General features: G+C 69.1%; 24 protein-coding genes. 7 read left to right on the top strand and 17 right to left on the bottom strand.

The window, feature by feature from the left end:
- Positions 1 to 30 precede the first annotated feature (30 nt).
- From ACPCUW_RS11080 to ACPCUW_RS11040, 9 genes are all read right to left on the bottom strand, one after another.
- Positions 31 to 873, bottom strand: coding sequence for a DegV family protein (locus tag ACPCUW_RS11080; protein ID WP_030512817.1), 843 nt, complete (start codon positions 871 to 873; stop codon positions 31 to 33).
- A gap of 17 nt (positions 874 to 890) precedes the next feature.
- Complete coding sequence (octT, locus tag ACPCUW_RS11075) at positions 891 to 1,646, bottom strand: diglucosylglycerate octanoyltransferase (protein ID WP_063015532.1); 756 nt, start codon at positions 1,644 to 1,646, stop codon at positions 891 to 893.
- 496 nt (positions 1,647 to 2,142) lie between these two features.
- Entirely contained in the window at positions 2,143 to 2,784 is a 642-nt protein-coding gene (locus tag ACPCUW_RS11070) for a histidine phosphatase family protein (RefSeq protein ID WP_063015533.1), read from the bottom strand.
- Between the two features lie 131 nt (positions 2,785 to 2,915).
- Positions 2,916 to 3,320 (bottom strand): ribosome silencing factor, encoded by a 405-nt coding sequence (gene rsfS / locus ACPCUW_RS11065; protein WP_030512814.1) that lies wholly within the window; start codon positions 3,318 to 3,320, stop codon positions 2,916 to 2,918.
- A complete protein-coding gene (gene nadD, locus ACPCUW_RS11060) occupies positions 3,317 to 3,958 on the bottom strand; it encodes a nicotinate-nucleotide adenylyltransferase (protein ID WP_030512813.1) in 642 nt (213 codons plus the stop codon). Before nadD ends, rsfS begins: the two co-directional genes overlap by 4 nt.
- A gap of 66 nt (positions 3,959 to 4,024) precedes the next feature.
- Positions 4,025 to 4,669, bottom strand: a complete 645-nt coding sequence (locus ACPCUW_RS11055) for a hypothetical protein (protein ID WP_423424618.1) — start codon at positions 4,667 to 4,669, stop codon at positions 4,025 to 4,027.
- 233 nt (positions 4,670 to 4,902) lie between these two features.
- Positions 4,903 to 6,360, bottom strand: a complete 1,458-nt coding sequence (locus ACPCUW_RS11050) for a vWA domain-containing protein (protein ID WP_423424804.1) — start codon at positions 6,358 to 6,360, stop codon at positions 4,903 to 4,905.
- A 36-nt stretch (positions 6,361 to 6,396) separates the two neighbouring features.
- Positions 6,397 to 7,290: an AAA family ATPase gene (locus ACPCUW_RS11045; RefSeq protein WP_030512810.1), complete on the bottom strand. Its 894-nt coding sequence runs from the start codon at positions 7,288 to 7,290 to the stop codon at positions 6,397 to 6,399.
- Between the two features lie 158 nt (positions 7,291 to 7,448).
- Positions 7,449 to 8,717: a glutamate-5-semialdehyde dehydrogenase gene (locus tag ACPCUW_RS11040; RefSeq protein ID WP_423424617.1), complete on the bottom strand. Its 1,269-nt coding sequence runs from the start codon at positions 8,715 to 8,717 to the stop codon at positions 7,449 to 7,451.
- 92 nt (positions 8,718 to 8,809) lie between these two features.
- On the opposite strand from ACPCUW_RS11040, the gene ACPCUW_RS11035 reads away from it, so the two are divergent.
- The 3 genes from ACPCUW_RS11035 to ACPCUW_RS11025 all read left to right on the top strand — a co-directional run bounded on the left by ACPCUW_RS11035 (position 8,810) and on the right by ACPCUW_RS11025 (position 11,863).
- Positions 8,810 to 10,402, top strand: a complete 1,593-nt coding sequence (locus ACPCUW_RS11035; RefSeq protein WP_423424616.1) for an MFS transporter — start codon at positions 8,810 to 8,812, stop codon at positions 10,400 to 10,402.
- A gap of 82 nt (positions 10,403 to 10,484) precedes the next feature.
- Positions 10,485 to 10,943 carry an SRPBCC family protein gene (locus tag ACPCUW_RS11030; protein ID WP_423424615.1) on the top strand — a complete coding sequence of 153 codons (459 nt, stop codon included), beginning with the start codon at positions 10,485 to 10,487 and terminating at the stop codon, positions 10,941 to 10,943.
- Between the two features lie 50 nt (positions 10,944 to 10,993).
- Positions 10,994 to 11,863 (top strand): ribokinase, encoded by an 870-nt coding sequence (locus ACPCUW_RS11025; protein WP_064910704.1) that lies wholly within the window; start codon positions 10,994 to 10,996, stop codon positions 11,861 to 11,863.
- Here ACPCUW_RS11025 and ACPCUW_RS11020 read toward each other — a convergent pair.
- Positions 11,838 to 12,401, bottom strand: a complete 564-nt coding sequence (locus ACPCUW_RS11020; RefSeq protein WP_423424613.1) for a TetR/AcrR family transcriptional regulator — start codon at positions 12,399 to 12,401, stop codon at positions 11,838 to 11,840. The genes ACPCUW_RS11025 and ACPCUW_RS11020 overlap by 26 nt on opposite strands.
- A gap of 129 nt (positions 12,402 to 12,530) precedes the next feature.
- On the opposite strand from ACPCUW_RS11020, the gene ACPCUW_RS11015 reads away from it, so the two are divergent.
- Positions 12,531 to 14,237, top strand: a complete 1,707-nt coding sequence (locus ACPCUW_RS11015; protein ID WP_423424611.1) for a nitroreductase family deazaflavin-dependent oxidoreductase — start codon at positions 12,531 to 12,533, stop codon at positions 14,235 to 14,237.
- 60 nt (positions 14,238 to 14,297) lie between these two features.
- On the opposite strand, the gene ACPCUW_RS11010 is transcribed toward ACPCUW_RS11015, so the two are convergent.
- From ACPCUW_RS11010 to ACPCUW_RS10990, 5 genes are all read right to left on the bottom strand, one after another.
- Entirely contained in the window at positions 14,298 to 15,176 is an 879-nt protein-coding gene (locus ACPCUW_RS11010) for a VOC family protein (RefSeq protein WP_423424609.1), read from the bottom strand.
- Between the two features lie 23 nt (positions 15,177 to 15,199).
- Entirely contained in the window at positions 15,200 to 16,351 is a 1,152-nt protein-coding gene (locus tag ACPCUW_RS11005) for a 2Fe-2S iron-sulfur cluster-binding protein (protein WP_423424608.1), read from the bottom strand.
- 30 nt (positions 16,352 to 16,381) lie between these two features.
- Positions 16,382 to 16,612, bottom strand: coding sequence for a hypothetical protein (locus tag ACPCUW_RS11000; protein WP_423424607.1), 231 nt, complete (start codon positions 16,610 to 16,612; stop codon positions 16,382 to 16,384).
- 47 nt (positions 16,613 to 16,659) lie between these two features.
- On the bottom strand, positions 16,660 to 17,802 hold the full coding sequence (locus ACPCUW_RS10995) for a Rieske 2Fe-2S domain-containing protein (RefSeq protein WP_305778993.1): 1,143 nt from the start codon (positions 17,800 to 17,802) through the stop codon (positions 16,660 to 16,662).
- Between the two features lie 230 nt (positions 17,803 to 18,032).
- Positions 18,033 to 18,533: a flavin reductase family protein gene (locus tag ACPCUW_RS10990; protein WP_423424605.1), complete on the bottom strand. Its 501-nt coding sequence runs from the start codon at positions 18,531 to 18,533 to the stop codon at positions 18,033 to 18,035.
- A 233-nt stretch (positions 18,534 to 18,766) separates the two neighbouring features.
- Here ACPCUW_RS10990 and ACPCUW_RS10985 point away from each other — a divergent pair, with 233 nt between their 5' ends.
- Positions 18,767 to 19,609 carry an IclR family transcriptional regulator gene (locus tag ACPCUW_RS10985; RefSeq protein WP_063015510.1) on the top strand — a complete coding sequence of 281 codons (843 nt, stop codon included), beginning with the start codon at positions 18,767 to 18,769 and terminating at the stop codon, positions 19,607 to 19,609.
- Positions 19,610 to 19,647: 38 nt separating this feature from the next.
- A complete protein-coding gene (locus tag ACPCUW_RS10980; RefSeq protein ID WP_063015509.1) occupies positions 19,648 to 20,274 on the top strand; it encodes a PadR family transcriptional regulator in 627 nt (208 codons plus the stop codon).
- Positions 20,275 to 20,312: 38 nt separating this feature from the next.
- Here ACPCUW_RS10980 and ACPCUW_RS10975 read toward each other — a convergent pair whose 3' ends face one another.
- Complete coding sequence (locus tag ACPCUW_RS10975; RefSeq protein WP_305778995.1) at positions 20,313 to 20,975, bottom strand: class I SAM-dependent methyltransferase; 663 nt, start codon at positions 20,973 to 20,975, stop codon at positions 20,313 to 20,315.
- 147 nt (positions 20,976 to 21,122) lie between these two features.
- On the opposite strand from ACPCUW_RS10975, the gene ACPCUW_RS10970 reads away from it, so the two are divergent.
- A complete protein-coding gene (locus tag ACPCUW_RS10970) occupies positions 21,123 to 22,364 on the top strand; it encodes a bifunctional 3,4-dihydroxy-2-butanone-4-phosphate synthase/GTP cyclohydrolase II (protein WP_305778996.1) in 1,242 nt (413 codons plus the stop codon).
- 32 nt (positions 22,365 to 22,396) lie between these two features.
- Here ACPCUW_RS10970 and ACPCUW_RS10965 read toward each other — a convergent pair whose 3' ends face one another.
- The gene (locus ACPCUW_RS10965; protein WP_063025557.1) at positions 22,397 to 22,759 is read right to left on the bottom strand and encodes an MmcQ/YjbR family DNA-binding protein; all 363 of its coding nucleotides are present in this window, start codon (positions 22,757 to 22,759) and stop codon (positions 22,397 to 22,399) included.
- Positions 22,760 to 22,796: the final 37 nt, after the last annotated feature.

The following is a 22,796-nucleotide window of genomic DNA, read 5'->3' as shown; positions in this document are numbered from 1 at the left end:
CGGAACTCGTCGGCCGGCGGTGGTAGGCGCTCAGCCGCAGCCGCCGGGGACCACCAGGACGCCGACCGCACCGGTGCCCACGTGCACGCCGAGTGTCGGGCCGAATTCGGCGGTCACGAGCTCCCGCATACCGGGAATGAGTTCGCCGAGCTGTCCGGCGATCGTGGCCGCCGCCGCAGCGGCACCGAGATGCTGAACCGCCACCGCCGCTCCGTCGTCACCGGCCGCATCGACCGCTGCGGCAACGAGTTTCGCGAAGGCCTTGGATCGCGTCCGCGCCTTCTCCCGCAGCTCCAGTTTGCCGTCGACGATCTGCAGTATCGGCTTGGTCACCAGTTCGGTGCCGAAGAACATGGCCGCGGTGCTGAGCCGCCCGCCGCGACGCAGCTGCTCGGTCCGATTGACGACGATGAACGTGCGAGATCGCCCGGCGGCGGCGACCGCGGTGTCGTAGACGACATCCAGCGCCGCACCCGACTTCGCGCGACGGGCCGCGGCGAGTACGGGCAGCCCGGTGCCCAGGCCCGCGCTCAGCGAATCCACCAGTCGCACCCGGGCGGCGGCATCCATATCCTGCACGGCTTGGCGCCCGGCTTCCCACGTCGCCGAGAGCTGACGCGAAATATGCACGGCCACGACACCGTCACCCTCGCTGAGCTCCAGGGCGCGCTCATAGGCGGCGCGCAATTCACCCGGGGAGGCGGACGAGGTCGTCACCGTGGACGCGCCGTAGTCGATCTCGCATTCGTCGACACCCTCGGCGATCGCACGATCGTCGACCAGCACATGCAGCGGCACCACCACGATGCCCAATTCCGCTACCAGTTCGGCGGGAACGCTCGCCGCCGAATCCGTGACCACCACGACGGTCATCGGCTATCCGCACCGATTCATGCACCGGCCTCGACCGAACGCACCTCCGACAGCACCTTCACCATGGCCCGTGCCACCGCGGCATGTCCCTCCCAGCCCCAGTGGATCCCGTCCGGATTCGCCTCGCCCGAAAAAATGTCGTCGCGCACGGCTTCGCCCAGATCCACCAGCGGCACACCGGATTTCGCCGACCATTCTCGCAGCGCACGCACCGCGGGCGCACGCCCGGTGTGGACCCGGCCGTAGGCCTCGCAATCGTGCACCGAGGGCAGTACCGAGACCACCGGCAGATCCGGCCGCAACTGGGCCAGCGCATGCCGTGACTGTTCCAGGTAGTCGATGCTCACATGCGGCGGAAGTGCCACGGGGCGACCGAGTTTCGACAGCCGCGGTTGCAGCCACTGGTAGCCGGTACGCACCTGCCGGCGCAGCACCGGGGGGCGCAGATACCGGATCAATTCGCGCAGCGCCGTCGGTAGCGGCGACGGCAGCGTGTCCATCCCGCCCGTGGCCAGGACGACCGCTCCCGCGCGCGGCACCGCGGCCCACACGCGCGGATCGCCGATGAGTGCCCAATAGGCGTCGCGGCAGGTCCAGCCGATGCGCGCCACCAATTCGACGTCCCAATCGAGTTCCGCGGCAACCAGATTCGGCCAGATGCGCGGATGGTCGGCGGGCAGGCCGCCCTTCGGCCCGAAGTACGACAGCGAATCCGCGATCACGACCAGCACGGGCCGCGCCGAATCCTCGGGTGTGCCGGCCGCGTCGCCGATGCTCGGCCGCGCATCCGCGGAGACCGCGTCGTCGATTCCCGATACGGCGTCGACGGCCGCGCTCGACACGGTCCGCTCGCCGGGAGTTGCCGCGCCGGAACCGGTGTCGGACTTCCCGTGGGCATCGAGCGCCGCGTCGGCGTCATCGGCTACCGCCGCGTCGCCGGATACGGCGTGCGTAGTCGCCGCCTCGGTGGACGGCGTCGTCTCGGAACCGCCGGGCACGCTGTCTTCCCGCGCGTCCGCGGCCGGTTCCGCATTCTCCTCTGCCTCGGTGGGCACATCCGCGAGAACGGCCGGCGGACCGGTCGATCCGCCGTCGTCGTCCGCGTCGCCCGATTCGGAAGCCGCATCGGATTCCCCGGCCGGTTCCACCGGCGCGACAGGACCGCCGAACAGCGCGTCGGGCAGCCGCCGGACGGGCCCTTCGGAGGCCTTGCGCAACAGTTCGTCGGATACCTGCCGGACCGGTTCGTCCCGGTCGTCGGAGGAGCGTTCAGAGGACATCAGGAGCTACCTTCGCCGCCGCATTCCACACATCCAGCCGCCAACCCGGCTGCTCGATGCCCGGACCGTGGCTGCTCAGCTGCACCCAGCTGGTATTGGCCAATCCGCCCAGGATCGGCCATTTGTGCTCGGGCAGCTCCAGCAGCGCGGCGGTCAGGGCCGCGATCAGCCCGCCGTGCGCGACCAGGATGATGGTACGGCCGGGCCAGTCCGCACGCTCGGCGAACAGCTCGCGAACCACCGGCAGCGCCCGCGCGCCGACCTCGAGTTTGCTCTCCCCGCCCGGCGGGGTCACGGTGGGATCCAGCCGCCACGCCTTGCGCGCACCCGGATACCGCGCATCCACCTCGAGATGGTCGAGACCTTCCCAGTCGCCGAGGCTGGTCTCCCGCAGCCGCGCATCCCGCACGACCTCGAGTCCGCTGTGTTCGGCCAAGGCGAGTGCGGTGTCGTAGGCGCGGCGCAGATCCGAGGAGACGATCGCGACGGCGTCCTGGGAAACGAGATCGCGCGCAGCGTCTTTCGCCTGGCGCCGGCCCAATTCGCTGAGCTCGGTGTCGATCTGGCCCTGCATCCGGTCGGCGGCGTTCCATTCCGTCTGTCCGTGTCGCAGCAGGATCAGCCGGCGCACCCCCGGATACTTCGTCGCCCGCGAGCCGGCCGCCGCCGCAACACCTTCGGCCGCGTCGCTCCCACCGGATTCGATGCCGCGCTCCCCGGCCTCTTCGGGTTCACGCGCGGTGTCGCCTTCGGGCCTGCGGTTCACGCGGGGTCCCCGCTACCACTCGCCGGAGCCTGCGCGGGAGCCGCCAGACCCGGCACCTCGACCTGCGGGCAGTCCTTCCACAACCGTTCCAGCGCATAGAAATTGCGCTCGTCGCTGTGCTGGATGTGCACTACGACGTCGACGTAGTCCAGCAGCACCCAGCGACCTTCACGAGTGCCCTCGCGGCGGACCGGCTTGTGCCCGGCGAGACGCAACTTCTCCTCGACGTTGTCGACGATCGCGTTGACCTGACGCTCGTTCGGCGCGGAGGCGATGACGAAGCAGTCGGTGATCACCAGCTGATCGGAGACATCGAGGACGACGACGTCGGTCGCCAGCTTCTCGTCGGCGGCCCGCGCGGCGACCTGCGCCATCTCCACCGCCTGTGCCGATGCCGTCATTGGCTCACCTTCCCGTTCCCTCCCGGCACGTACAGGTGCCGTTTCGATATGTACTGCACGACGCCGTCGGGAACGAGGTACCACACCGGACGCCCCTCGGCGGCGCGGCGACGGCATTCGCTCGACGAGATCGCCAGGGCCGGGATCTCGATGACGGTGACCGCATCGGCCGGCTGATTTCGCAGATGTTCCTCGAGGTGGTCGACATTCAATTCGTACCCCGGACGGCTCACCCCGACGAACTTCGCCAGCTCGAACAGTTCCGCCCAATCCTGCCATGTCAGGATGCTGGCCAGCGCGTCCGCACCCGTGATGAAGTACAGATCGGCGTCCGGATGCTGATTCTGCAGGTCACGAAGGGTGTCGACGGTGTAGGTGGCCTTCTCCCGGTCGATGTCGGCGCGACTGACCGTGAACCGCGGATTGGATGCGGTGGCGATGACCGTCATCAGATAGCGGTCCTCCGCCGGAGAGACCTGCCGTGAGGATTTCTGCCACGGCTGCCCGGTGGGTACGAAGATCACTTCATCGAGGTCGAACCGGTTGGCGACCTCACTGGCGGCAACCAGATGCCCGTGATGGATCGGATCGAACGTACCGCCCATCACGCCCAGTTTGCGCCGGCCTGTGTTTTGCACGAATGCCGAGCTTACTGGGCGGGCCCGGGCGGGGGTGGGTCTCGTCGGTGATCGGGTGCTATGAGCTCATCGCGCCCACCGCGCCGACAGATACGCCCGCACCATCGCGGCCGGGTTGCGCGCCGCGCGCCGGGCCCGGGTCGCGGCCTCGATCAGGTCGCGGTGCAGTTCGTCCCACTGGGGCCGGCCGGCGACGGCGGCCGCACCCGCTGTGTAGGCCCGTGCCGCGGCACGGTGGCGGTGGCACTGTTCCAAGCAGCGTCCGAGCTGCTCGTACAGCACCGCGACTTCTTCCGGCGGATAGGGCAGCGCATCGCAGCCGAGGGCCTCGGCGTACAGGGTGGCCGCGCGGCGGTGGTGACCGCGGCGGTAGTGGACGCGGGCGGCGAGCAGCGTGTGATGGGCCACGTCGGCAGCGGAGATACCGGTCCAGCTCGCGGCCGCGGCGGCCGCCGCGGCCGCCAGGTCGTGCTCACGGCCCGGCTGGTTGGCGACCGCGGTCACCACCAGCGAGTACAGCCGCGCGCGTTGTTCACCGGAGAGAACGCCCGTGCCACAGTGCAGAGCCTGCAACAACATTCGTTCGGCGATGGCAGGGCTGGTGCCGAGCAGGGCGGTCGCGGCCTCGGTCAGTTCCCGTGCCCGCAGCCGGAGATCTCCCGGCGCCGGTTCGTCCGATGCGGGTGCCGGGCATTCGGACGCAGCCGGCACGGAGCCGGATCGCTCACGATCGGGAGGCCCGCCATCGGGAAACTCGGCGGGCTCGGCATCCCGATCGTGGGGATCTCGTTGCGCCGCAGGGGCGCTCGGCTGGTCGACGGGGATTTCGTCGGCGAACTCCCCCGATGGGCACGGCACGCGCGAATGATCGACGGCCCGCCTTGGAAAGCGCTTAACAGCCGCTGATGGTTCCGGGCAAACGGCTCGCTATCCCTCCTCGCGACCTAGACCGGAAGCAGCCTGCTCACCACACCGGTCAGCTGGCGCGCCGACCGGCATTCGTGCATCTCGACGACCTCGGCGTAGCGGTTGGCCGCCGAATCGCCGGTGCCCCACATCTTTTCGGCCTCCGGATTCAGCCAGTGCGCGTGCTTGGCCACCTGGACGAGTTCCCGCAGCGTATTCAGCGCCGGATCGCGATAGTTGGTGCGGGCGTCGCCGAGGATCAGCAGGGAGGTACGGCTGGTCACCACATCCGGCCAGTCCTCGGCGAAACCGCGCAGCGCCGCACCGTAATCCGAATGCCCCTCGAATCCGACCACCTTCGTCTCGGTGAAGATGCGCCGGGTCACCTGATCCAGCGGTGTGACCTGATCGAAGATGTGGGTCACCTCGTCCACCTGGTCGACGAAGGCGAAGATCCGCACCCGCGAGAACTGCTCACGCAGCGAATCCACCAGCAGCATGGTGAAACTGGAGAATCCGGCGACCGACCCCGAGATATCGCACAGCAGCACCAGATCCGGGCGACCGGGCCGGGGCTTCCGGGTCTGCAGCGTGATCGGCACCCCACCGGTCGACATGGATTTGCGCAGCGTCTTGCGCAGGTCGATCTCGCCGCGCCGGGACCGTCTGCGCCGGGCGGCGAGCCGGGAGGCCAGCACCCGGGCCAGCCGCTGCGAACCGCGCCGCAGTTCGGCCAGTTCGTTCTCCGAGATCCGCAGGAAGTCGGCATCCTCGGCCTGGCGCCGAACACCGTAGGTCGCCACCCGCTCGCGGCCCAGCCGCTCGGCTACGCGCCGCCGGGTCTCGGCCTCGACCGTGCCGCGAAACGCCTTGACCCGTTCCCGGGCGGCGCGGCGGGCGACCTCGGTGTCGAACTCCGAATTGTTCTGCCCGGCGGCCAATCCCGCGAGGATCTTGCTGATCAGCACCTCGGGCTGCACATCCTTCAGCGTTTGATACGCCGAGAACGACGGCCCGTTCGCCGACTGGTACTGCCCCATCTGCTCGACCATCTGCGCGGCCAGATTCTGCAGCTGCCGGGTCTGGTCCCCGGTCGGCTCGGCGGCCAGCATCTCGGCCAGCATGCGCCGCAATTCGAACAGGTCGATTTCACCGTCGTCGCGCCGCGGGAGCTCGATGTCCTCGGCGCCCGCGCGCTCCCCCAGTGCGGCGGGGAACCACAGCTCGAACAAGCCGTCGAAGGTGGCGCGCTGGGTGGGCCGGCGCAGCAGCGCACAGGCCAGGCCCTCGCGCAGCATCTCGCGATCCATCAGATCGACCACGGTGAGCACTCGGCCGGCGTCTACCGTTTCCGACGGGCCGACCGGAATTCCCCTGGCGCGCAAGGCTTCCACGAAGCCGACCACATGCCCGGACAGTCCGTGCGGCGCGGTCTCGCCGGGTTGCGGAGCACCCTGCGCCGCGGTCGCGGACCCACCCCGCAGCGCCGCGGACATCAGCGCGCGGGGGGTGGTGCGCTTACCGGACACGGCTCAGGCCAATTTCAGCTCGGCCAGGGCGCGCTGATGGTCGCTCTGGTGTTTGAGCACCACGCCGAGCGTCGCGCGCACGGTCTTGTCGTCGAGATCCTTCAGTCCCAGCGCGAGCAGCGTGCGGGCCCAGTCGATGGATTCGGCGACCGACGGCAACTTCTTCAACTGCATCCCGCGCAGCACGTGCACCACGCGAACAAGTTGTGCGGCCACCGCCGGTTTCAGCTCCGGCACCCGGCTCGCGAGGATGCGGCGCTCGAGTTCCTCGTCCGGGAAGTCGATGTGCAGGTAGAGGCAGCGGCGCTTCAGCGCCTCCGACAGTTCGCGGGTCGCGTTGGAGGTGAGCACCACGAACGGGCGGCGGGTCGCGGTGATCGTGCCGAGTTCGGGGACGGTGACGGCGAAGTCGCTCAGCACCTCCAGCATCAGGCCCTCGATCTCGACATCGGCCTTGTCCGCCTCGTCGATCAGCAGCACGGTGGGGTCGGTGCGCCGGATAGCGGTCAGCAGCGGGCGCTGCAGCAGGAATTCCTCGCTGAACACATCGGCTTTGGTGTCGGCCCAGGCGTTCCCCGAATCCGACCCACCGGAGGTCGCGGACTGGATGCGCAGAATCTGCTTGGCGTGGTTCCACTCGTAGAGGGCCCGCGCCTCGTCGATCCCCTCGTAGCACTGCAGGCGGACCAGTTCGGCATCGGCGACCTGGGCCACCGCGCGCGACAGTTCGGTCTTACCGACGCCGGCGGGTCCCTCGATCAGCAGCGGCTTGGCGAGCCGGTCGGCCAGGAACACCGAGGTGGCGGTGGCCTTGTCGGCAAGGTAGCCGGTGGTGGCCAGACGGTCGATCACATCGTCGACCGAGGCGAAAATCGGCTCGTGCACGGTCGTCTGCACAGTTGGGCCCTCCTTCGGGAACAGCGCAGCCCACTGCAGGTATGCACCGTAAAGTCCAGCTGCTCACGACGGTACACACCCGCGGGCCGGGTTCGATACTGCGGTGCCGGCGAGACCACAGGCCCGACCGGCACCGACGGTCACGGCCGGGGACGGGTTCAGCTCGGCCGAATCTGGCCGTCGCCCCACACGATCCACTTGGTGGAGGTCAGCTCCGGCAGCGCCATCGGACCGCGGGCGTGCAGCTTCTGAGTGGAGATGCCGATCTCCGCGCCGAATCCGAACTGCTCGCCGTCGGTGAAGGCGGTGGAGGCGTTGACCATCACCGCGGCCGCGTCCACCCGGGCGGTGAACTCGCGGGCTGCCTTCAGATCGGCGGTCACGATGGCCTCGGTGTGGCCGGTACCCCACTCGTTGATGTGGTCGACCGCGGCGTCGAGACCGTCGACGACCTTGAGCGCGATATCCAGCGACAGATATTCGTCGGCCCAATCCTCCTCCGTCGCGGGAACCAGGCCGGGCAGATCGCCGTGGATGGTGACCTGAGCCCGTTCCAGCGCGTCGATCAGGCGCGGGACCGCGGTCTCGGCGATCGCGCGGTCGATGAGCACCGTCTCGGCGGTATTGCAGACGCTGGGCCGGCGGGTCTTGGAGTTCAGCAGAATCGATTCCGCCATCTCGAGATCGGCGGCGGCGTGCACGTAGACGTGGCAGTTGCCGGTGCCGGTTTCGATGGTGGGGACCCGCGCGTCGCGCACCACCGCGTTGATCAGCCCGGCGCCGCCGCGCGGGATGACCACATCCACCAGGCCGCGGGCCTGAATCAAATGAGTGACGCTCGAGCGATCCTCACTCGGCAGCAGTTGGACCGCGTCGGCCGGAAGCCCCTGGGCGACAAGGGCTTCGCGCATGACCTCGACCAGGGCGGCATTCGATCGGGCCGCCGAGGACGAGCCGCGCAGCAGGGCCGCGTTACCGGATTTCGACGCCAGGCCGAAGGCGTCGACGGTGACGTTCGGGCGGGCCTCGTAGACCATGCCGACCACGCCCAGCGGCACGCGCACCTGCCGGATCTCCAGGCCGTTGGCCAGCGTCGAACCGCGCAGCACCTCGCCGACCGGATCCGGCAGGCCGGCGACCTGACGCAACCCGGAGGCGATGCCGTCGATGCGCGGCTCGGTCAGCCGCAGGCGATCCAGCAGCGAGGCCGCGGTGCCGCCCGCCTCCGCGATCGCGATGTCTTCGGCATTGGCGGCCAGGACGGCATCCTTCGCCGCGAGCAGCGCATCCGCCGCGGCGTGCAGGGCCGCATCCTTCTGCGCGGTCGTCAGCTGTGCCAGCGTCCGCGACGCCACCCGAGCCCGCCGCGCCGCCTCGCGCACCGCCTCGCGCACGGTATCCACTTCGCCGACAGTTCCAGCAGTCATGGTGAACAGCCTACTGACCGGGACGCGGACGCCGCCGCCGGATAACCACCGAACGCCCGCTGTGCGTCGGTGCCCGCCGCTACCGTGTCCTCATGGTCGCCACCATCCGGTTGTCGTCGGGTTCGGGTCGCTGGGTTCTGCTGGCCACGGTGCTGGGCTCGGGAATGGCGATGCTGGACGCGACCGTGGTCAATGTGGCCCTCCCCCGCATCGGCGAGGAATTCGGCGCCTCGATGGCGGGTCTGCAGTGGACGGTCAACGCCTACACGCTCACGCTGGCCGGGCTGATTCTGCTCGGCGGCTCACTGGGCGACCGATTCGGACGGCGGCGGATCTTCGTCGTCGGCGTGGTGTGGTTCGCGCTGGCCTCGGCGATCTGCGGTGCGGCCCAGGATATTCCGATGCTCATCGCCGCCCGCGCGCTGCAGGGCGTGGGCGGCGCGCTGCTGACGCCCGGCTCACTGGCGATCATCCAGGCCTCTTTCGCGAAATCGGATCGCGCCCGCGCGGTGGGCGCGTGGTCCGGCCTCGGCGGAGTCGCCGGCGCGATCGGCCCCTTCCTGGGCGGATGGCTGGTCGGCGCGGCCGGATGGCGCTGGGTGTTCCTGCTGAACATTCCGCTGGCCGCGGTGGTGGTGCTGGTCGCGGTGCGGCATGTGCCGGAGACCTACGGTTCCGGCACGTCCGACGGCTCGGCGACCACCCGCCCGGCTCCCGAATCCGGCGGCCGGGCACACGAGGGCTTCGATGTGCTGGGGGCGTTCCTCGCGGCACTGTGCCTGGCAGGCATCACCTACGCACTGACCATGGCACCCGAACACGGGAGCAGCCGGGCGGCCGTGGTGGCGACGGCGGTGATCGGCGTGCTCGCCGGAGTGGCCTTCGTCGTCGTCGAGCGGCGGCGCTCGGCGGGGCACGACGCGCCCGGACACCACGGGCCGCCGCCGATGCTGCCGGTCGAGATCTTCGCCTCGCGGCAGTTCAGCGCGATCAACGCGGTCACCTTCGTGATGTACGGCGCGATGGGCGTGGTGTTCTTCCTGCTGGTGCTGACCCTGCAGGTGGTGGCCGGTTTCAGTCCGATGGCGGCCGGGACCGCGATGCTGCCCGCCACCGTGCTGATGCTGTTGTTCTCGGCCCGCTCGGGCGATCTGGCTCAGCGCATCGGACCGCGCATCCCGATCACCGCGGGTGTGCTGCTGGCCGCCGCCGGAATGTTGCTGATGATGCGGATCGGCACCGAAGCCTCCTACGTCACCGATGTGCTGCCCGCCGCCCTGGTGTTCGGCCTCGGACTCACCCTGGCCGTCGCACCGCTGACCGCGACCGTGCTGGCGACAGCCGACGAACAGCACGCGGGGGTGGCCAGCGGCGTCAACAATGCCGTTGCCCGAGCGGCCGGATTGCTTGCGGTGGCGGCTGTCCCGCCGCTCACCGGACTCACCGGTGCCGCCTACACCGACCCCGCCGCCTTCGAGCGCGGGTTCCACCAGGCCATGCTCATCTGCGCGATCGTGATGGCCGCGGCCGCGGCACTGACCGTGCTCACCGTCCGCGACGACGCGCTCGAGAGCGCTGGTCCCGAGGCTGCGCCGCAATGCAAGGTCAACTGCCCGGTCGCGGGGCCGCCCCTGGAGCCCCGGCATGCCGAATCCACGTCCGGCCCGGTCGAGAGCCAGGAGTGAGCCGCACGCACAGAACAGCCTGTGTCCGAACACTCTTCGCGGCCGCGTTGTCGCCGATTCCCGCGGATGATTCGATGGTGTCATGGCAGATATCGACAGGGTGGTGTCGGCGGAGCGTGAGGTCGCCGCGCCGGCCGGGCACATCTTCGAATTCATCGCCGATCCGGCGCAGCAGCCGCGATGGGACGGGAACGACAATCTCGACCGGGCGGAGATCGGGCAGCGCGTGCGGAGCGTGGGTGATGTCTTCGCGATGACACTCACCAACGGGAGTGTGCGCGAGAACCACGTGGTGGAATTCGAGGAGGGACGCCGGATCGCCTGGCTGCCCGCGGAATCCGGGCAGCGGCCGCCGGGACATCTGTGGCGCTGGGAGCTCGAACCCGTCGACGAGAGCCGGACCCTGGTGCGGCACACCTACGACTGGACGCTGCTGACCGACGAGGTCCGGCTGCCCAGGGCCCGGGCGACGACCTCGGACAAACTACTCGGGTCGCTCGACCGGCTGGCCGCGGTGGCGACGGCGGCCGACCACGCCTGACGGCGGCGACGTTCGAGCCCGCACCCGTCGCGGCGGGTTACGGTGCGTGCATGGCACGGATCGCAGTGGTCGGCAGTATCAACATGGATCTGGTGACCCGCACGCCGCGACGGCCGCGGCCCGGTGAGACCGTCCTCGGCACCGCCTTCGATACGGTGCCCGGCGGAAAGGGCGCGAACCAGGCGATCGCCGCTCGGCGTGCGGGCGCGGCGGTCGATTTCGTCGGCGCGGTCGGAACCGACGTCTTCGGCGTCGAATTGCGAAAAGTGCTCGAGGACAACGAGATCGGGACCGCCGGACTGCGCACCGTCGAGGGGGCCAGCGGGACCGCGACCATCGTGGTCGACGACGCCGGCGAGAATACGATCATCGTCGTCGGCGGAGCCAATGCGGAGCTGTCCGGGCTCACCGACGGTGATCGCGCCCTCGTCGCCGAGGCGGATATTCTGCTGTGCCAGCTGGAAATTCCGGTGGAGACCGTGCTCGGCGCCGCCCGCTGCGCACGTGAGCACGGCACTCTCGTTCTGCTCAATCCGTCCCCCGCGCGGTCACTGCCACCACAGCTGTGGGAGGCGGTCGACATCGCGGTGGTCAACGAGGGCGAAGCGGCGCAATTGGATTCGGAACTCCGCGCGGTCCCGCATGTGCTGACCACCCGCGGCGGCGAGGGCGCGCGCTATCGCGGCCCCGAGGGCGAGCTCTCTCATCCGGGCGTGCGGGTCGAGGTGGTCGACACCACCGGCGCCGGGGACACGTTCACCGGCGCATTGGCCGCACACTGGCACGAGGGCCCCGCGACCGCTCTGGCGTGGGCCTGCACCGCCGGCGCCCTGGCCACCACCGTCGTCGGCGCCACGGCGGCGATCCCCACCGCGGCGGCGATAGAGCGGGCACTCACTTCGCGGTGTGGCGAGCGATGAGTTCGGACATCTGGGCGCCCACCCGTTCCAGCGGTGCCATCGAACGTGTCGCCAGGGACAGGATCACCGCCCCCTCGAGCGCCGCGACCACCGTGGTGGCCAGCGATATCGCGAGATCCGGTGCGACGTCCTCGGTTTCGAGGCGTTCGGCGAGGATGGTCTCCCATTCGGTGAAGGTCGCACCGGCGGCGTCGGCCGCTTCGGGCGCTTCCGACCGGCCCAGCGCGGCCGCGACGATCGGGCAGCCGGCGGTGAAGTCACTGGCCGCGAGTTTCTCGCGCCAGAGGGCCGGGAAGGCGGCGACACACGACGCCGCGTCGGCCCCGGCGGTGATCGTGCGCAGCAGCGCGCTGTAGGTGGCACCGGCCGCGCGGGTCGCCTCCGCGATCAGTTCCGATTTACCACCGGGGAAGTTGAGGTACACCGAGCGGCGCGAGATGCCGCTGTGGTCGAGCAGCTGCGCGATGCCGGTGCCGGCCACACCGTTGCTGCGCATCAGATCCACGGCGCTGTCGATGAGCCGGTCGCGGGCTCCCATGATGCGACCCCTTTCCTCGTGCACCCTGCACGGTCCAGCCTACCTTTGCCCTAGACCGATCGGTGTACTACTCTGCCGACTATACCGATCGGTATACCTCATTTCCGATCCGCGCCCTGGAGGATAGGCATGACCGGACTGCACGACCCACTCCCCCTGCCCTGTGGCCAGGTACTGCCCAACCGGATCATGAAATCGGCGCTCAGCGAGGGGCTCGGCACCGCGGCACATGCTCCCGACGACCGGCTGGTCCGGCTGTATCGCCGTTGGGGAGCGGGCGGCTACGGCCTGATCATCACCGGCAATGTGATGATCGACCGCACCCAGCTCGGCGAGCCGGGCAATGTGGTTATCGACGACGATCGCGATCTCGCCGCGCTGACGCGCTGGGCGAAGGCCGCCAAGGACGGCGGCACCCCGATCTGGATGCAGCTGAATCATCCTGGCCGCCAAGCCAATCCGCTGGCCACCCGGCAACGGCCGGTGGCGCCCTCGGCGATCGCGTCGGGAGTGCCGGGCCTGCCCACGCCGCGAGCGCTCACCGAGGCCGAGATCCACGATCTGATCCGGCGCTTCGCCGACGCGGCGCGGATCGCGGAATCGGCAGGCTTCGACGGGGTGCAGATTCACGGCGCCCACGGCTATCTGGTGTCGCAGTTCCTGTCCCCGCTGGCCAATCAGCGCACCGACGACTGGGGCGGTGACGGACAGCGCCGCGCCCGCTTTCTGCTCGAGGTGGTCGGCGCGATTCGCGCGGCGGTCCAGCCGGGCTTCGCGGTGGCCGTCAAGCTGAATTCGGCGGATTTCCAGCGCGGTGGTTTCACCGAGGAGGAATCGCGGGAGGTGGTCCGGCAGTTGGCCCGGCAGCCGCTGGATCTGATCGAAATCAGCGGCGGCAGTTACGAATCCCCGGCGATGATGGGCCGGTCCCGCAGCGCGGCGGCGAGTACCCGAGCGCGGGAGGCCTACTTCCTGGAGTACGCGGAGACCGTGCGGCAGGTCGCGGCCGCGGTGCCGCTGGCGGTCACCGGCGGATTCCGCAGCCGGACGGCGATGGGCGGTGCGGTCGACTCCGGCGCCTGCGATGTGGTCGGACTCGGCCGCCCCACCACGGTGTACCCGGCCGCTGCCGCCGACCTGCTCCCCGGCGGGACCGAAATCCTCCGCCCGCCGTCGATTTCGCTCGGCCTGCGCGGCCGGATCGCGCGCAGCGGTACGTTGCGCGCGGTCGACGGCGCCCTGGATCTGCAATGGCACACCGATCAGCTGCATCGCCTCGGCGCCGGGCTGGATCCGGATCCGGCCCGGTCACCGTGGTCGACCGCGATAACCATGCTGCGCCGCAACGGACTCGACGCTTTCCGATCCCGGCGCACGACAGCCGGCACCGATCGGAAGTCGACGAAGTTCCGGATCGAACGCGCCGTCGGCCGCTATCTGGTCAACCCCGGATTCGCCGCGCTGGACCGGGTGGGTGTGCGGTCCACTTTCGCGACCGAACTGGAGACCATCGGCCGCAAATCCGGCCAGCCGCGCCGGGTCCCGGTATCGGTGCTGTTCGACGACGACGGCGCGTGGATCATCTGCCAGCACGGCATGCGGTCGGGCTGGGGCAACAATGTGCGCGCCGATCCTTCGGTGCGCCTGCGGCACAACGGAACCTGGCGCGCGGCCACGGCGGAGTTGCGCCCGGACGACGACGTGGTCGCCCGGGCCCGCGCCTTCGCCCCGCACCCGGCGCTCGCACCGCTGACCGCCGCCGGTTTCGCCGCGTTGCAGACCGATCCGATCTCGGTGCGGGTCACGTTCACCCACGTGCAGGAACCAGACCTGTAACTACTGTGTTCGCCGGTTCGCCTCACCGCGCGCCGGCCGCCACACGGTGGTGACGGCCGCTCAGCCGCGCGCCCATTCGTGGCCCCAGTAGCTGTCGGCCGTCATCTCCTCCGCGACGTAGTCCTCGCCCACGAGCATTCCCTCGCAACCGAATTCGAGATCCCAGCCGCCCGGGGTGCGGACGTAGAAGGAGATCATCTTGTCGTTGGTGTGGCGGCCGAGTGTCGAGGACAGGTGATAGCCCGCCTTGGTCACCCGGTCGAGAACCCGGCCGACATCGTCGAGCGCGTCCACCTCGACCATCACGTGCACGATCCCCGGACCGTCGCCACGGCCGCCCGGAATCAGCGCCAGGCTGTGGTGGCGGGGATTGACACCCATGAACCGGATCCAGATCGGATGTTCGGGGGGACCCACCCGGAACGAACCGCGGGAGGCGAAGTCCAGTACCTCGGTGTAGAACTGCCGCGCGGCCTCGATATCGGGCACCGGCAGGACGACGTGGCCGAGACCGAGATCGCCGGAGACGAAACGGTTTCCGTACTTTCCGACCACCGGGCTGTGATCGAGCAGAGGTCCGTGGAAGACCTCGACGGTGAATCCGGCCGGATCGGTGAAGCTGATCGCCTCCTCGACGTGACGCGCGGCGGATTCGGCCAGGGTGAGTTCGGTGACCTCGACACCGGCCGCGGTGAGCGTTTCGCGCACCAGCGTCAGCGAGCGCCGGTCGGCGACCTGCCAGCCGACGGCGATCACCTCGTCACGATCGCCCGGTACCAACTCCAGGCGGTAGGTGTGCTCGTCGGTGCGCAGATAGACCGACTCCGGATTCGGGCCCGACCCTTCGGCGAATCCGATGATGTCGAAGGCGAATTCACGCCACGCGGCGATATCGGCGATCCGCGCTCGGACATAACCGAGCGAGCTGACGGCGGCCATTTTCTCTCCTCGAAGAATGGGGTTCAGGAATAGCTGATCGAAACGTCGTCGGTGGCCGGTACCGCCTGACAGGCGAGCACGTAGCCCTCGGCGAGATCCTCCTCTTCGAGAACCTCGTTGCGGCGCATGGACACCTCGCCGGACACCACCCGGCACACACACGCGCTGCACGCGCCCTCGCGGCACGAATACGGCGCCTCGACCCCCGCTGCCAGCAGGGTATCCAACAGGACCTGGCGTCGCGGCCACGCCATCCGGTGATGCTCGCCGTCGAGCTCGACCTCGACGTTCGCCGAGTCGGCGGGGTCGGCGTCGTCGCTCGCGGGGGGTGCGCCCTCGAACGGATTGCCGGTCAGGGAAACGAACTTCTCCATGTGCACGCGCCGCCGGTCGGCGCCGTGCGCGGCCATCGCGGCGGCGACGGCGTCCATGAACGGCCCCGGACCGCAGACGAACGTCTCGCGATCGGCCCAGTGCCGCACCAGCGCGGACAATTGCGGCACACTCGGCAGGCCCTGCACCGATTCCAGCCAGTGCAGCACCTGCAGCCGATCCGGATGGGCCCCCGCGAGTTCCGCGAGTTCCGCGGCGAAGATGACCGACGATTCGTCGCGATTGGCGTACACGAGGGTGCAGTGGCCGCTGCCCTGCGCGAGCACCGATTTCAGGATCGACAACACCGGGGTGATGCCGCTGCCACCGGCGAACAGCAGCAGATCGGTGTCCAGCGAGGCCGGGGTGAACAGTCCGGCGGGCGGCAGCACCTGCAGGGTGTCACCGGCGACGGCGTTGTCGCACAACCAGTTCGACGCATATCCGGCCGCCGTGCGTTTGACGGTGACCTTCAGCGGCCCACCCTCGTGCGGTGCGCTCGACAGCGAGTAGCACCGGCTCACCGAACCGGTCAGCTCACTGGGGATGCGCACAGTGAGGAATTGCCCGGGCCGATAGCCGAACCGCTCGGCGTGTTCGGGCTGCGGCGCCAATTCGAGTGACACCGCGTCCGCGGTTTCGCGCACCACACGGACGATCTCGACGACGACCGGATCGGCCGGCGACCCGGCGGCCGCCACGACGCCGTCCGCGGATTCGCCGCCGGTTGCCGAATCGCGCGGGCCGGCGTCCTCGCGCGACGTGCGCGGCTCACGCACGTCGAGTTCGATCGCGGTATCCATCGAGCACCACCACATCCATTCCTGTGCCGTTCATCCAGCTTCCTGCCCCGTCATGCCACCGTTCCGGCCGCGGGTGCGCACATCGACATCACGGGTACTCACGCTCAACTGGCCCGACTGCACCGCCGCGTCGATGCTCTCGCGCAGGGCGGTGCAGGTGTGCGCATGCGTGCCCGGCTGCGACAGTTCGGTGCACGCGTGCATCGCCGACCGGCTCCACTGCACGCTCGTATGCTGCGGGCTGAACTTCTCCACCAGCACGCACGTTCCGCAGGATCGGCACGAAACCTCGTCCATCGCGATAACTCTCAGCCCGCCACGGCCTGTTCGGCCCGCTTGGCGAGGTTCTCGGCGACCTCGGCCTCCCAGGCGGTGACCGCGCGGGTGGTGTCGACCTCGAATTCGAAGCGCGCGGTCATCTCCTCCGAGATGTCGGCGACGTCGGTGTAGAACTGCTCGTACCATCGGCGCAGCTGATAGACCGGTCCGTCCTCCTCGCACAGCAGCGGATTGTTGATGCGCGACTTGCGCTTCCAGATCGCCGCGTCCTGTTCGAAACCCTTGCCGAGACCGCCGACGAAGGAGGCCGCGATCTGCTCGGCCCGCTCCGGCGAGACGCCCTGCGGCTTCTTCGCGATGGCCCCGTACTGCAGCACGAACCGGTTCTCGGTGATCGGGTAATGGCAGTTGATCAGGTAGCCCTCGACCGAGAGATCCGCGCTGTCGCTGCGCAGGTAGTCGATCATGTAGGAGGGCCCGTAGTAGGACGCCTCCGAATGCAGAGTGTTCTTGCCGCCCAACGCCTTCGCCGTCTCGCCCATCATGTCCTCGCGCGAGATGGAGGTCATGTACTGACTGGCGATGTGGCCCTCGAAGACGTTCTTGAAGAACGTCGGGAAGCCGTAGTGCACGTAGAAGAAGTGCGCCATGTCGACCACGTTGTCGACCACTTCCCGGCAGTTGGCCTCGACGATCATCGAGTTCCAGGTCCAGTCGGTCCATTCGTCGTCGAAGGCGGCGTCGATGCGCGGGATGGTGATGTCCGCGGGCGGCTGCTTGCCCTCCGGATCGTTCCAGACGAACAGCTGCTTGTTCTGCTCCAGCGTCGGCCACGCCTTGGTGCGCGCCAGCGGAGGCACCCGGCGCGCGTACGGGATTCCGGTGCATTTGCCCTTCCCGTTCCACCGCCAGTCGTGGAACGGGCAGGCCAGCGAATCGCCTTTGACGGTGCCGTCGGCGAGATTGCCGCCCATATGCGGGCAGTAGGCGTTGAGGACGTTGAGCGTGCCGTCCTCGCCGGCGAACACGACCAGTTCGGTGCCGAAGGCGGCGACGGTGTGCGGCGCGCCGTCGCGGAAGGAGTCCGCCAGGCCCAGGCAGTGCCAACCGCGGGCGAACCGGGTCGGCGGTGCGCCGGCGTCGATGACCCGCACTTCGCTGTCGCTGTTCATGATTCCTCCGTCTCGAATGCGATCGGCCTCGATTGCGATCGGCCTCGACTACCCGCCGGCCGAACCCGCCCCGGGTGATGACTCGATGCTCGCCATCGGGACGGGGGCCCGGCACGCGTAGTCCCACTGGCCGGGAGATCCGCTCCGGCCATCGGCAGTGACGGGACGCCTCGGCGGTGCGGGCGGGTACGCACCGGGCTCGTCACCACCGGCATGCCCGCGGACCCGCGTCAGTGCCCGTGCAGACGTTCGAACGAGGAGCGGTAGAACAGCAGCGGCGCCTGTTCGGAATGTTCGGCGAGTGCGGTGACTCGCGCGATCACGATGGTGTGGTCGCCGCCGTCCACCTCGCGATCCAGTTCGCAATCGATACTGGCCAGCGCACCGCTCAGCCGCGGCGACCCGTTTCCGGAGACCTCCCAGTCCACGCCGGCGAATTTGTCGGTGCCGCTGCGGGACAGCGCACGGCAGAGGTCGGCCTGATCGTGGGCGAGGATGTTCACGCAGAATCGCCCTACCTCGCGGATGCGCGGCCACGACGTCGAGGTCCGCGCGGGGAAGAAGCAGACCCGGGGCGGATCCACGGACAGCGACGAGAACGACTGGCAGCTGAACCCGATCGGCTGGTCGCCGGACAGGGCGGTGATCACCGTGACCCCCGAGCAGAACCTGCTCAGCACGGATTTGAAGGTCGCCTCCGAGATCTCGTCCACCTGTACTACCGGCTCCACGGCCACTCCTTGTTTCGGACAGACATATAGCTGTAAGTCATGACACCAGGTCGGCCCCGGGGCCCGTCAACGGCCAGGTCCGGTGAACGGGAGAGATTTCGGTAGCACTTACGTAGTTCCACCGATTCGCGATCGGTGTGGTGGCAGCCACTGTGATAGGTGACACAAATGCCGAAACCGAACATGCCTAGTCGAAATACTTCTAGTCTGCATATGAGCCAACGGAGGTACATATGACCGTCACCGTGCTGCCCTCCGCGGAACGCACCACCACGGCCGCGCGTCACGCGACGACGGGCGCCAGGGCTCATCGCGCCGGTGCGCCGATTCCGGTGTCGATGATCGAGCGAATGACGTTGATCCTGGACGCCTTCGACGCGAACACCCCGACTCTGACACTGCTGGAACTGGTCGAGCGGACCGGACTTCCGCGCTCGACGGTCCACCGCATCCTGGATCAGATGATCCGGCTGCGCTGGCTGGCGCATTCCGCCGGCGGCTACCGCCTCGGCATGCGCACGCTCGAACTGGGCGGACTCACCGCGGACCACAACGAGATTCGCGATGCGGTGAGTCCGCTGCTGCACGAACTGTCGCAGCGCACGGGCATGGTGGGCCACCTGGCGGTGCTCGACGGTCGCGAGGTCGTCTACCTGGACAAGGCCGGCGGCCGGTTCGCCGCGGCGCTGCCGACCCGGCTCGGGGGCCGGATGCCCGCGCACGCAACGGCTTTGGGCAAGTCGATGCTGGCGGCGCTGGAACCCACCATCGCCGAGGCCGCCTTCCGCGGCCGGCTGCCCCGGCTCACTCCGCGCACCCTGGCCGAGCCCGACGCGCTGCATCGCGAACTCGGGCAGATCCGGTTGCGCCAAGGCGTGGCGATCGACCGCGAGGAGGCCATGGTCGGCATCGCCTGTGTGGCCGCGCCGCTGCGTGGCCGCGGCGCCCCACCGGCCGCACTCTCGCTCTCGGGACGAGCCGAGGCGATGAGTTACGACCGGCTGGCCCGGGTGGTCCTCGAGGTCGTGCACGAGGCCGGGCGAGCGCTGTTCCCGCACCGCACCCGCTGGCGCTGATTTCGGATCCGCATATGACTGGGCGGTATAGTTCGGCGATGACATCTGGCACCGATCTGCCGACCACTTCGTGGGCCGTGCTCGGGATGCTTTCGCATGCGGACGAATTGTCCGGCTACGACCTGAAGAAGTGGGCGGACTGGAGTTTGCAGTTCTTCTACTGGAGCCCGTCGTTCAGCCAGATCTACGCCGAACTCAAACGCCTCGAGAAGCACGGGTACGTCACTTCGCGCACCGTGACCTCCGAGGACGGTGTGCGCGGCAAGCGGATGTACGCGATCACCACGAGCGGCCGGGATGCCGTGGCGCACTGGGTCAATCATTCACCGGTGGAGGCGCCGGTGCTGAAACACAGTGTGCTGCTACGGGCCTGGCTCGGTCATCTGGCCGAACCGGAGCGGCTGCGCGAAATCCTCACCGCGCATATCGATTACGCGGAGAAGATGCGCCGCCGCGCCGCCGCCGACGCCGAGGGGTCCGACGCCAACCCGGATTGGGCCTTTCCCAGTGCCGTGTTGCGGTGGTGCATCCGCCACTACGAGGCGGAGCGCCAACTGGCCGAGGATCTGCTCGACGACCTGGAGGCGTTGAACAAGCGCGGGCGGCTGCCCCGCAATCGCGAGGCGCCGCTCGCACCGCCGAAGTCGAAGTCTCGTCCCCGATAGCTCCACCGCGGGACACGCCGTACCTACCGGGTCCGTCGCTACACTCGCCGGATCCGGGCCAGCCAGGCGGCGGTATCCACGGTCCCGTTCTCGGCGACGTTCAGCCCGGCGACCTGATCGGCGACCACCGGGGTGACCCGGCCACGATAGGACGTGGGCCGCAGATCCTCCAATTCCCAACCGGCACCGAAGGATTCACGCAGCATCCGATCGCTGATGCGGGGCCCGAAGCCGGGGTCGGCGTCGGACAGCGCCAGGACGTGCACCAGACCGCCCGGAGCGCACAGGGTGTGCAGCGACCGGACGTAGGCGGCGCGGGTACCGGGATCCTCGCGGAAGATGTGGAACAGGGCGCTGTCGACGATCGTGTCGAAGACGCCGAGTTCGGCGGCCGCGGCGGGATCGGCGCCGACCCGGACGGCGTCGGCTACCCGGAAACGCGCCGTGGGCACCCCCTTCGCGGCGGCGTTGCGCCGCGCGTACTCGACGGCGCTCGGCGACAGGTCGAGACCCAGCACGTCGTAGCCCAGGGCGGTGAGGGCGATGGTGTGCTCCCCCGCACCCGTTCCGACATCGAGCACCCGCCCCCGGATCAACCCCTCGCGTTCCACCTCCACGATCGCCGGCTGCGGCTCACCGATCACCCAGGGAGCGGTGTCGTCGTCGTAGACGGTGTTCCAGAACTCTGCGGCCTGTGTCATGACCCCAGCGTGCATCCTCAACCGCACTCGAGGTCAACGCCGACGCCGGGTTCCGGAAAATCGACGTCCCCAGAATCTCACTGAGCGGAACCCTTCCTAGCGGGAGGCCGTTCGGAATATTTCTATTAGGCATACAGGAGGTGCACGATGACCGGTGAACTCGATTCCATCCAGAACGCACTCGACGCCCTGGCCGCCGGCCGGCCCGTCGTGGTGGTCGACGACGAGGATCGGGAGAACGAAGGTGATCTCGTACTGGCCGCGGAATTCGCGACCGCGCAGACCATCGGATTCCTGATCCGCCACACCAGCGGCGTGCTGTGCGTGCCGATGCCCGGCGCCGATCTCGACCGGCTCTCGCTCCCCCCGATGACGGCGGTCAACGAGGATCCCAAGGGCACCGCCTACACCGTATCGGTCGATGCGGCCGCGGGCGTCAGCACGGGTATCTCGGCGGCCGACCGCGCCCACACCATGCGGCTGCTGGCCGATCCGCGCACCACCCCCGCCGACCTCACCCGGCCCGGGCACGTCTTCCCGCTGCGGGCGCATCCGCGCGGCGTGCTGGGCCGCGCCGGGCACACCGAGGCGACCGTCGACCTGTTGCGCGCGGCCGGGTTACGGCCCGCGGGCGTGATCGCGGAGGTCGTCAACGACGACGGATCGATGGCCCGGCTGCCGCAGCTGCTGACCTTCGCGCGCGAGCACGAGCTGCCGATCATCTCCATCGCCGACCTCGTCGAGTACCGAAAGCACCGCGAGCACACCGTCACCCGGCTCGCGCAGACCCGGCTGCCCACCCGCTACGGCGATTTTCAGGTCTTCGGCTACCGCGACGCCGACTCCGGCACGCAACCGGTCGAACATCTCGCCCTGGTCTTCGGCGATCCGTCCGGAACCGACGTCCTGGCCCGGCTGCACTCGGAATGCCTGACCGGCGACGCGTTCGGCTCGCTGCGCTGCGATTGCGGTGAACAGCTCGACGCCGCCCTGCGCGCGGTGGCTGCCGAGGGACGCGGTGTCGTGGTGTATCTGCGGGGCCAGGAGGGCCGCGGCATCGGCCTGCTGAACAAGTTGCGCGCCTACGAACTGCAGGACGCGGGCGCCGACACCGTGGACGCGAACCTGCGTCTCGGCCTGCCGATCGATGCCCGCCGCTACGGCGCGGGCGCGCAGATCCTGAGCGATCTGGGTGTCGAATCGGTGCAATTGCTCAGCAACAATCCGGACAAGCAGGCGGGCCTGCAAGCACACGGCATCGCGGTGACGCACCGGATTCCGCTGCAGACCGACCCGACCGAACACAACGTCCGCTACCTGCGCACCAAACGCGAGCGCATGCGCCACCAGCTGGCCGGGCTCGACGTCGCCTCCGCCGCGGCGAACTGACATATCTTGTGCCGCAACGGTTGTCGCCGAGATCAGAGCCGATGTTCGGCGAGCCAGCGCCGGCCGCGCGCCGCTGAGGCCCGTGACAGCCAGGCGTCCTGGACGATTTCGCGCAGTTCGTCGAGGTCGAGTTCACCGATGTGGGCCCCGCGCAGCAGCACCGACAGATGCCCGTCGAAATGAGCGGTGGTGAAGAACGGCGAATCCGGATCCTGAACGAGCGCACGCTTGTCCGACTCCGACGGCACCCAGAAGACGATCACGTCCGGGTACCGTTCGCCGGTGTCCGGATCGACGGCGTCCGGGCGCGGGGTGCGGAAGAAGATGAACGACTTGCCACCGACCTGGAAGACCGGATTGCCGCTGGACCCGCGCACCACGGTGACGTGCGGCATCGCCAGGGCGAGTGCTTCCACGTCCTCGATCCGCGCC

Origin of the sequence: Nocardia sp. AB354, assembly GCF_049538315.1 — a bacterium.
GTDB classification, from domain to species: Bacteria; Actinomycetota; Actinomycetes; order Mycobacteriales; family Mycobacteriaceae; genus Nocardia; species Nocardia nova.
The sequence above is the reverse complement of the archived record's forward strand: the minus strand, read 5'-3'. Positions and strand labels throughout refer to the sequence as shown.

Excerpts from the sequence above, each read along its gene's own strand:
- ACPCUW_RS11080 (WP_030512817.1), bottom strand. The coding sequence starts at position 873 with ATGACCGTCGTGGTGGTCACGGATTCGGCGGCGAGCGTTCCCGCCGAA.
- rsfS (WP_030512814.1), bottom strand. The coding sequence starts at position 3,320 with ATGACGGCATCGGCACAGGCGGTGGAGATGGCGCAGGTCGCCGCGCGG.
- ACPCUW_RS11050 (WP_423424804.1), bottom strand. The coding sequence starts at position 6,360 with ATGTCCGCGGCGCTGCGGGGTGGGTCCGCGACCGCGGCGCAGGGTGCT.
- ACPCUW_RS11040 (WP_423424617.1), bottom strand. The coding sequence starts at position 8,717 with ATGACTGCTGGAACTGTCGGCGAAGTGGATACCGTGCGCGAGGCGGTG.
- ACPCUW_RS11035 (WP_423424616.1), top strand. The coding sequence starts at position 8,810 with ATGGTCGCCACCATCCGGTTGTCGTCGGGTTCGGGTCGCTGGGTTCTG.
- ACPCUW_RS11030 (WP_423424615.1), top strand. The coding sequence starts at position 10,485 with ATGGCAGATATCGACAGGGTGGTGTCGGCGGAGCGTGAGGTCGCCGCG.
- ACPCUW_RS11025 (WP_064910704.1), top strand. The coding sequence starts at position 10,994 with ATGGCACGGATCGCAGTGGTCGGCAGTATCAACATGGATCTGGTGACC.
- ACPCUW_RS11020 (WP_423424613.1), bottom strand. The coding sequence starts at position 12,401 with ATGGGAGCCCGCGACCGGCTCATCGACAGCGCCGTGGATCTGATGCGC.
- ACPCUW_RS11015 (WP_423424611.1), top strand. The coding sequence starts at position 12,531 with ATGACCGGACTGCACGACCCACTCCCCCTGCCCTGTGGCCAGGTACTG.
- ACPCUW_RS11010 (WP_423424609.1), bottom strand. The coding sequence starts at position 15,176 with ATGGCCGCCGTCAGCTCGCTCGGTTATGTCCGAGCGCGGATCGCCGAT.
- ACPCUW_RS11005 (WP_423424608.1), bottom strand. The coding sequence starts at position 16,351 with ATGGATACCGCGATCGAACTCGACGTGCGTGAGCCGCGCACGTCGCGC.
- ACPCUW_RS10995 (WP_305778993.1), bottom strand. The coding sequence starts at position 17,802 with ATGAACAGCGACAGCGAAGTGCGGGTCATCGACGCCGGCGCACCGCCG.
- ACPCUW_RS10985 (WP_063015510.1), top strand. The coding sequence starts at position 18,767 with ATGACCGTCACCGTGCTGCCCTCCGCGGAACGCACCACCACGGCCGCG.
- ACPCUW_RS10980 (WP_063015509.1), top strand. The coding sequence starts at position 19,648 with ATGACATCTGGCACCGATCTGCCGACCACTTCGTGGGCCGTGCTCGGG.
- ACPCUW_RS10975 (WP_305778995.1), bottom strand. The coding sequence starts at position 20,975 with ATGACACAGGCCGCAGAGTTCTGGAACACCGTCTACGACGACGACACC.
- ACPCUW_RS10970 (WP_305778996.1), top strand. The coding sequence starts at position 21,123 with ATGACCGGTGAACTCGATTCCATCCAGAACGCACTCGACGCCCTGGCC.
- ACPCUW_RS10965 (WP_063025557.1), bottom strand. The coding sequence starts at position 22,759 with ATGCCGCACGTCACCGTGGTGCGCGGGTCCAGCGGCAATCCGGTCTTC.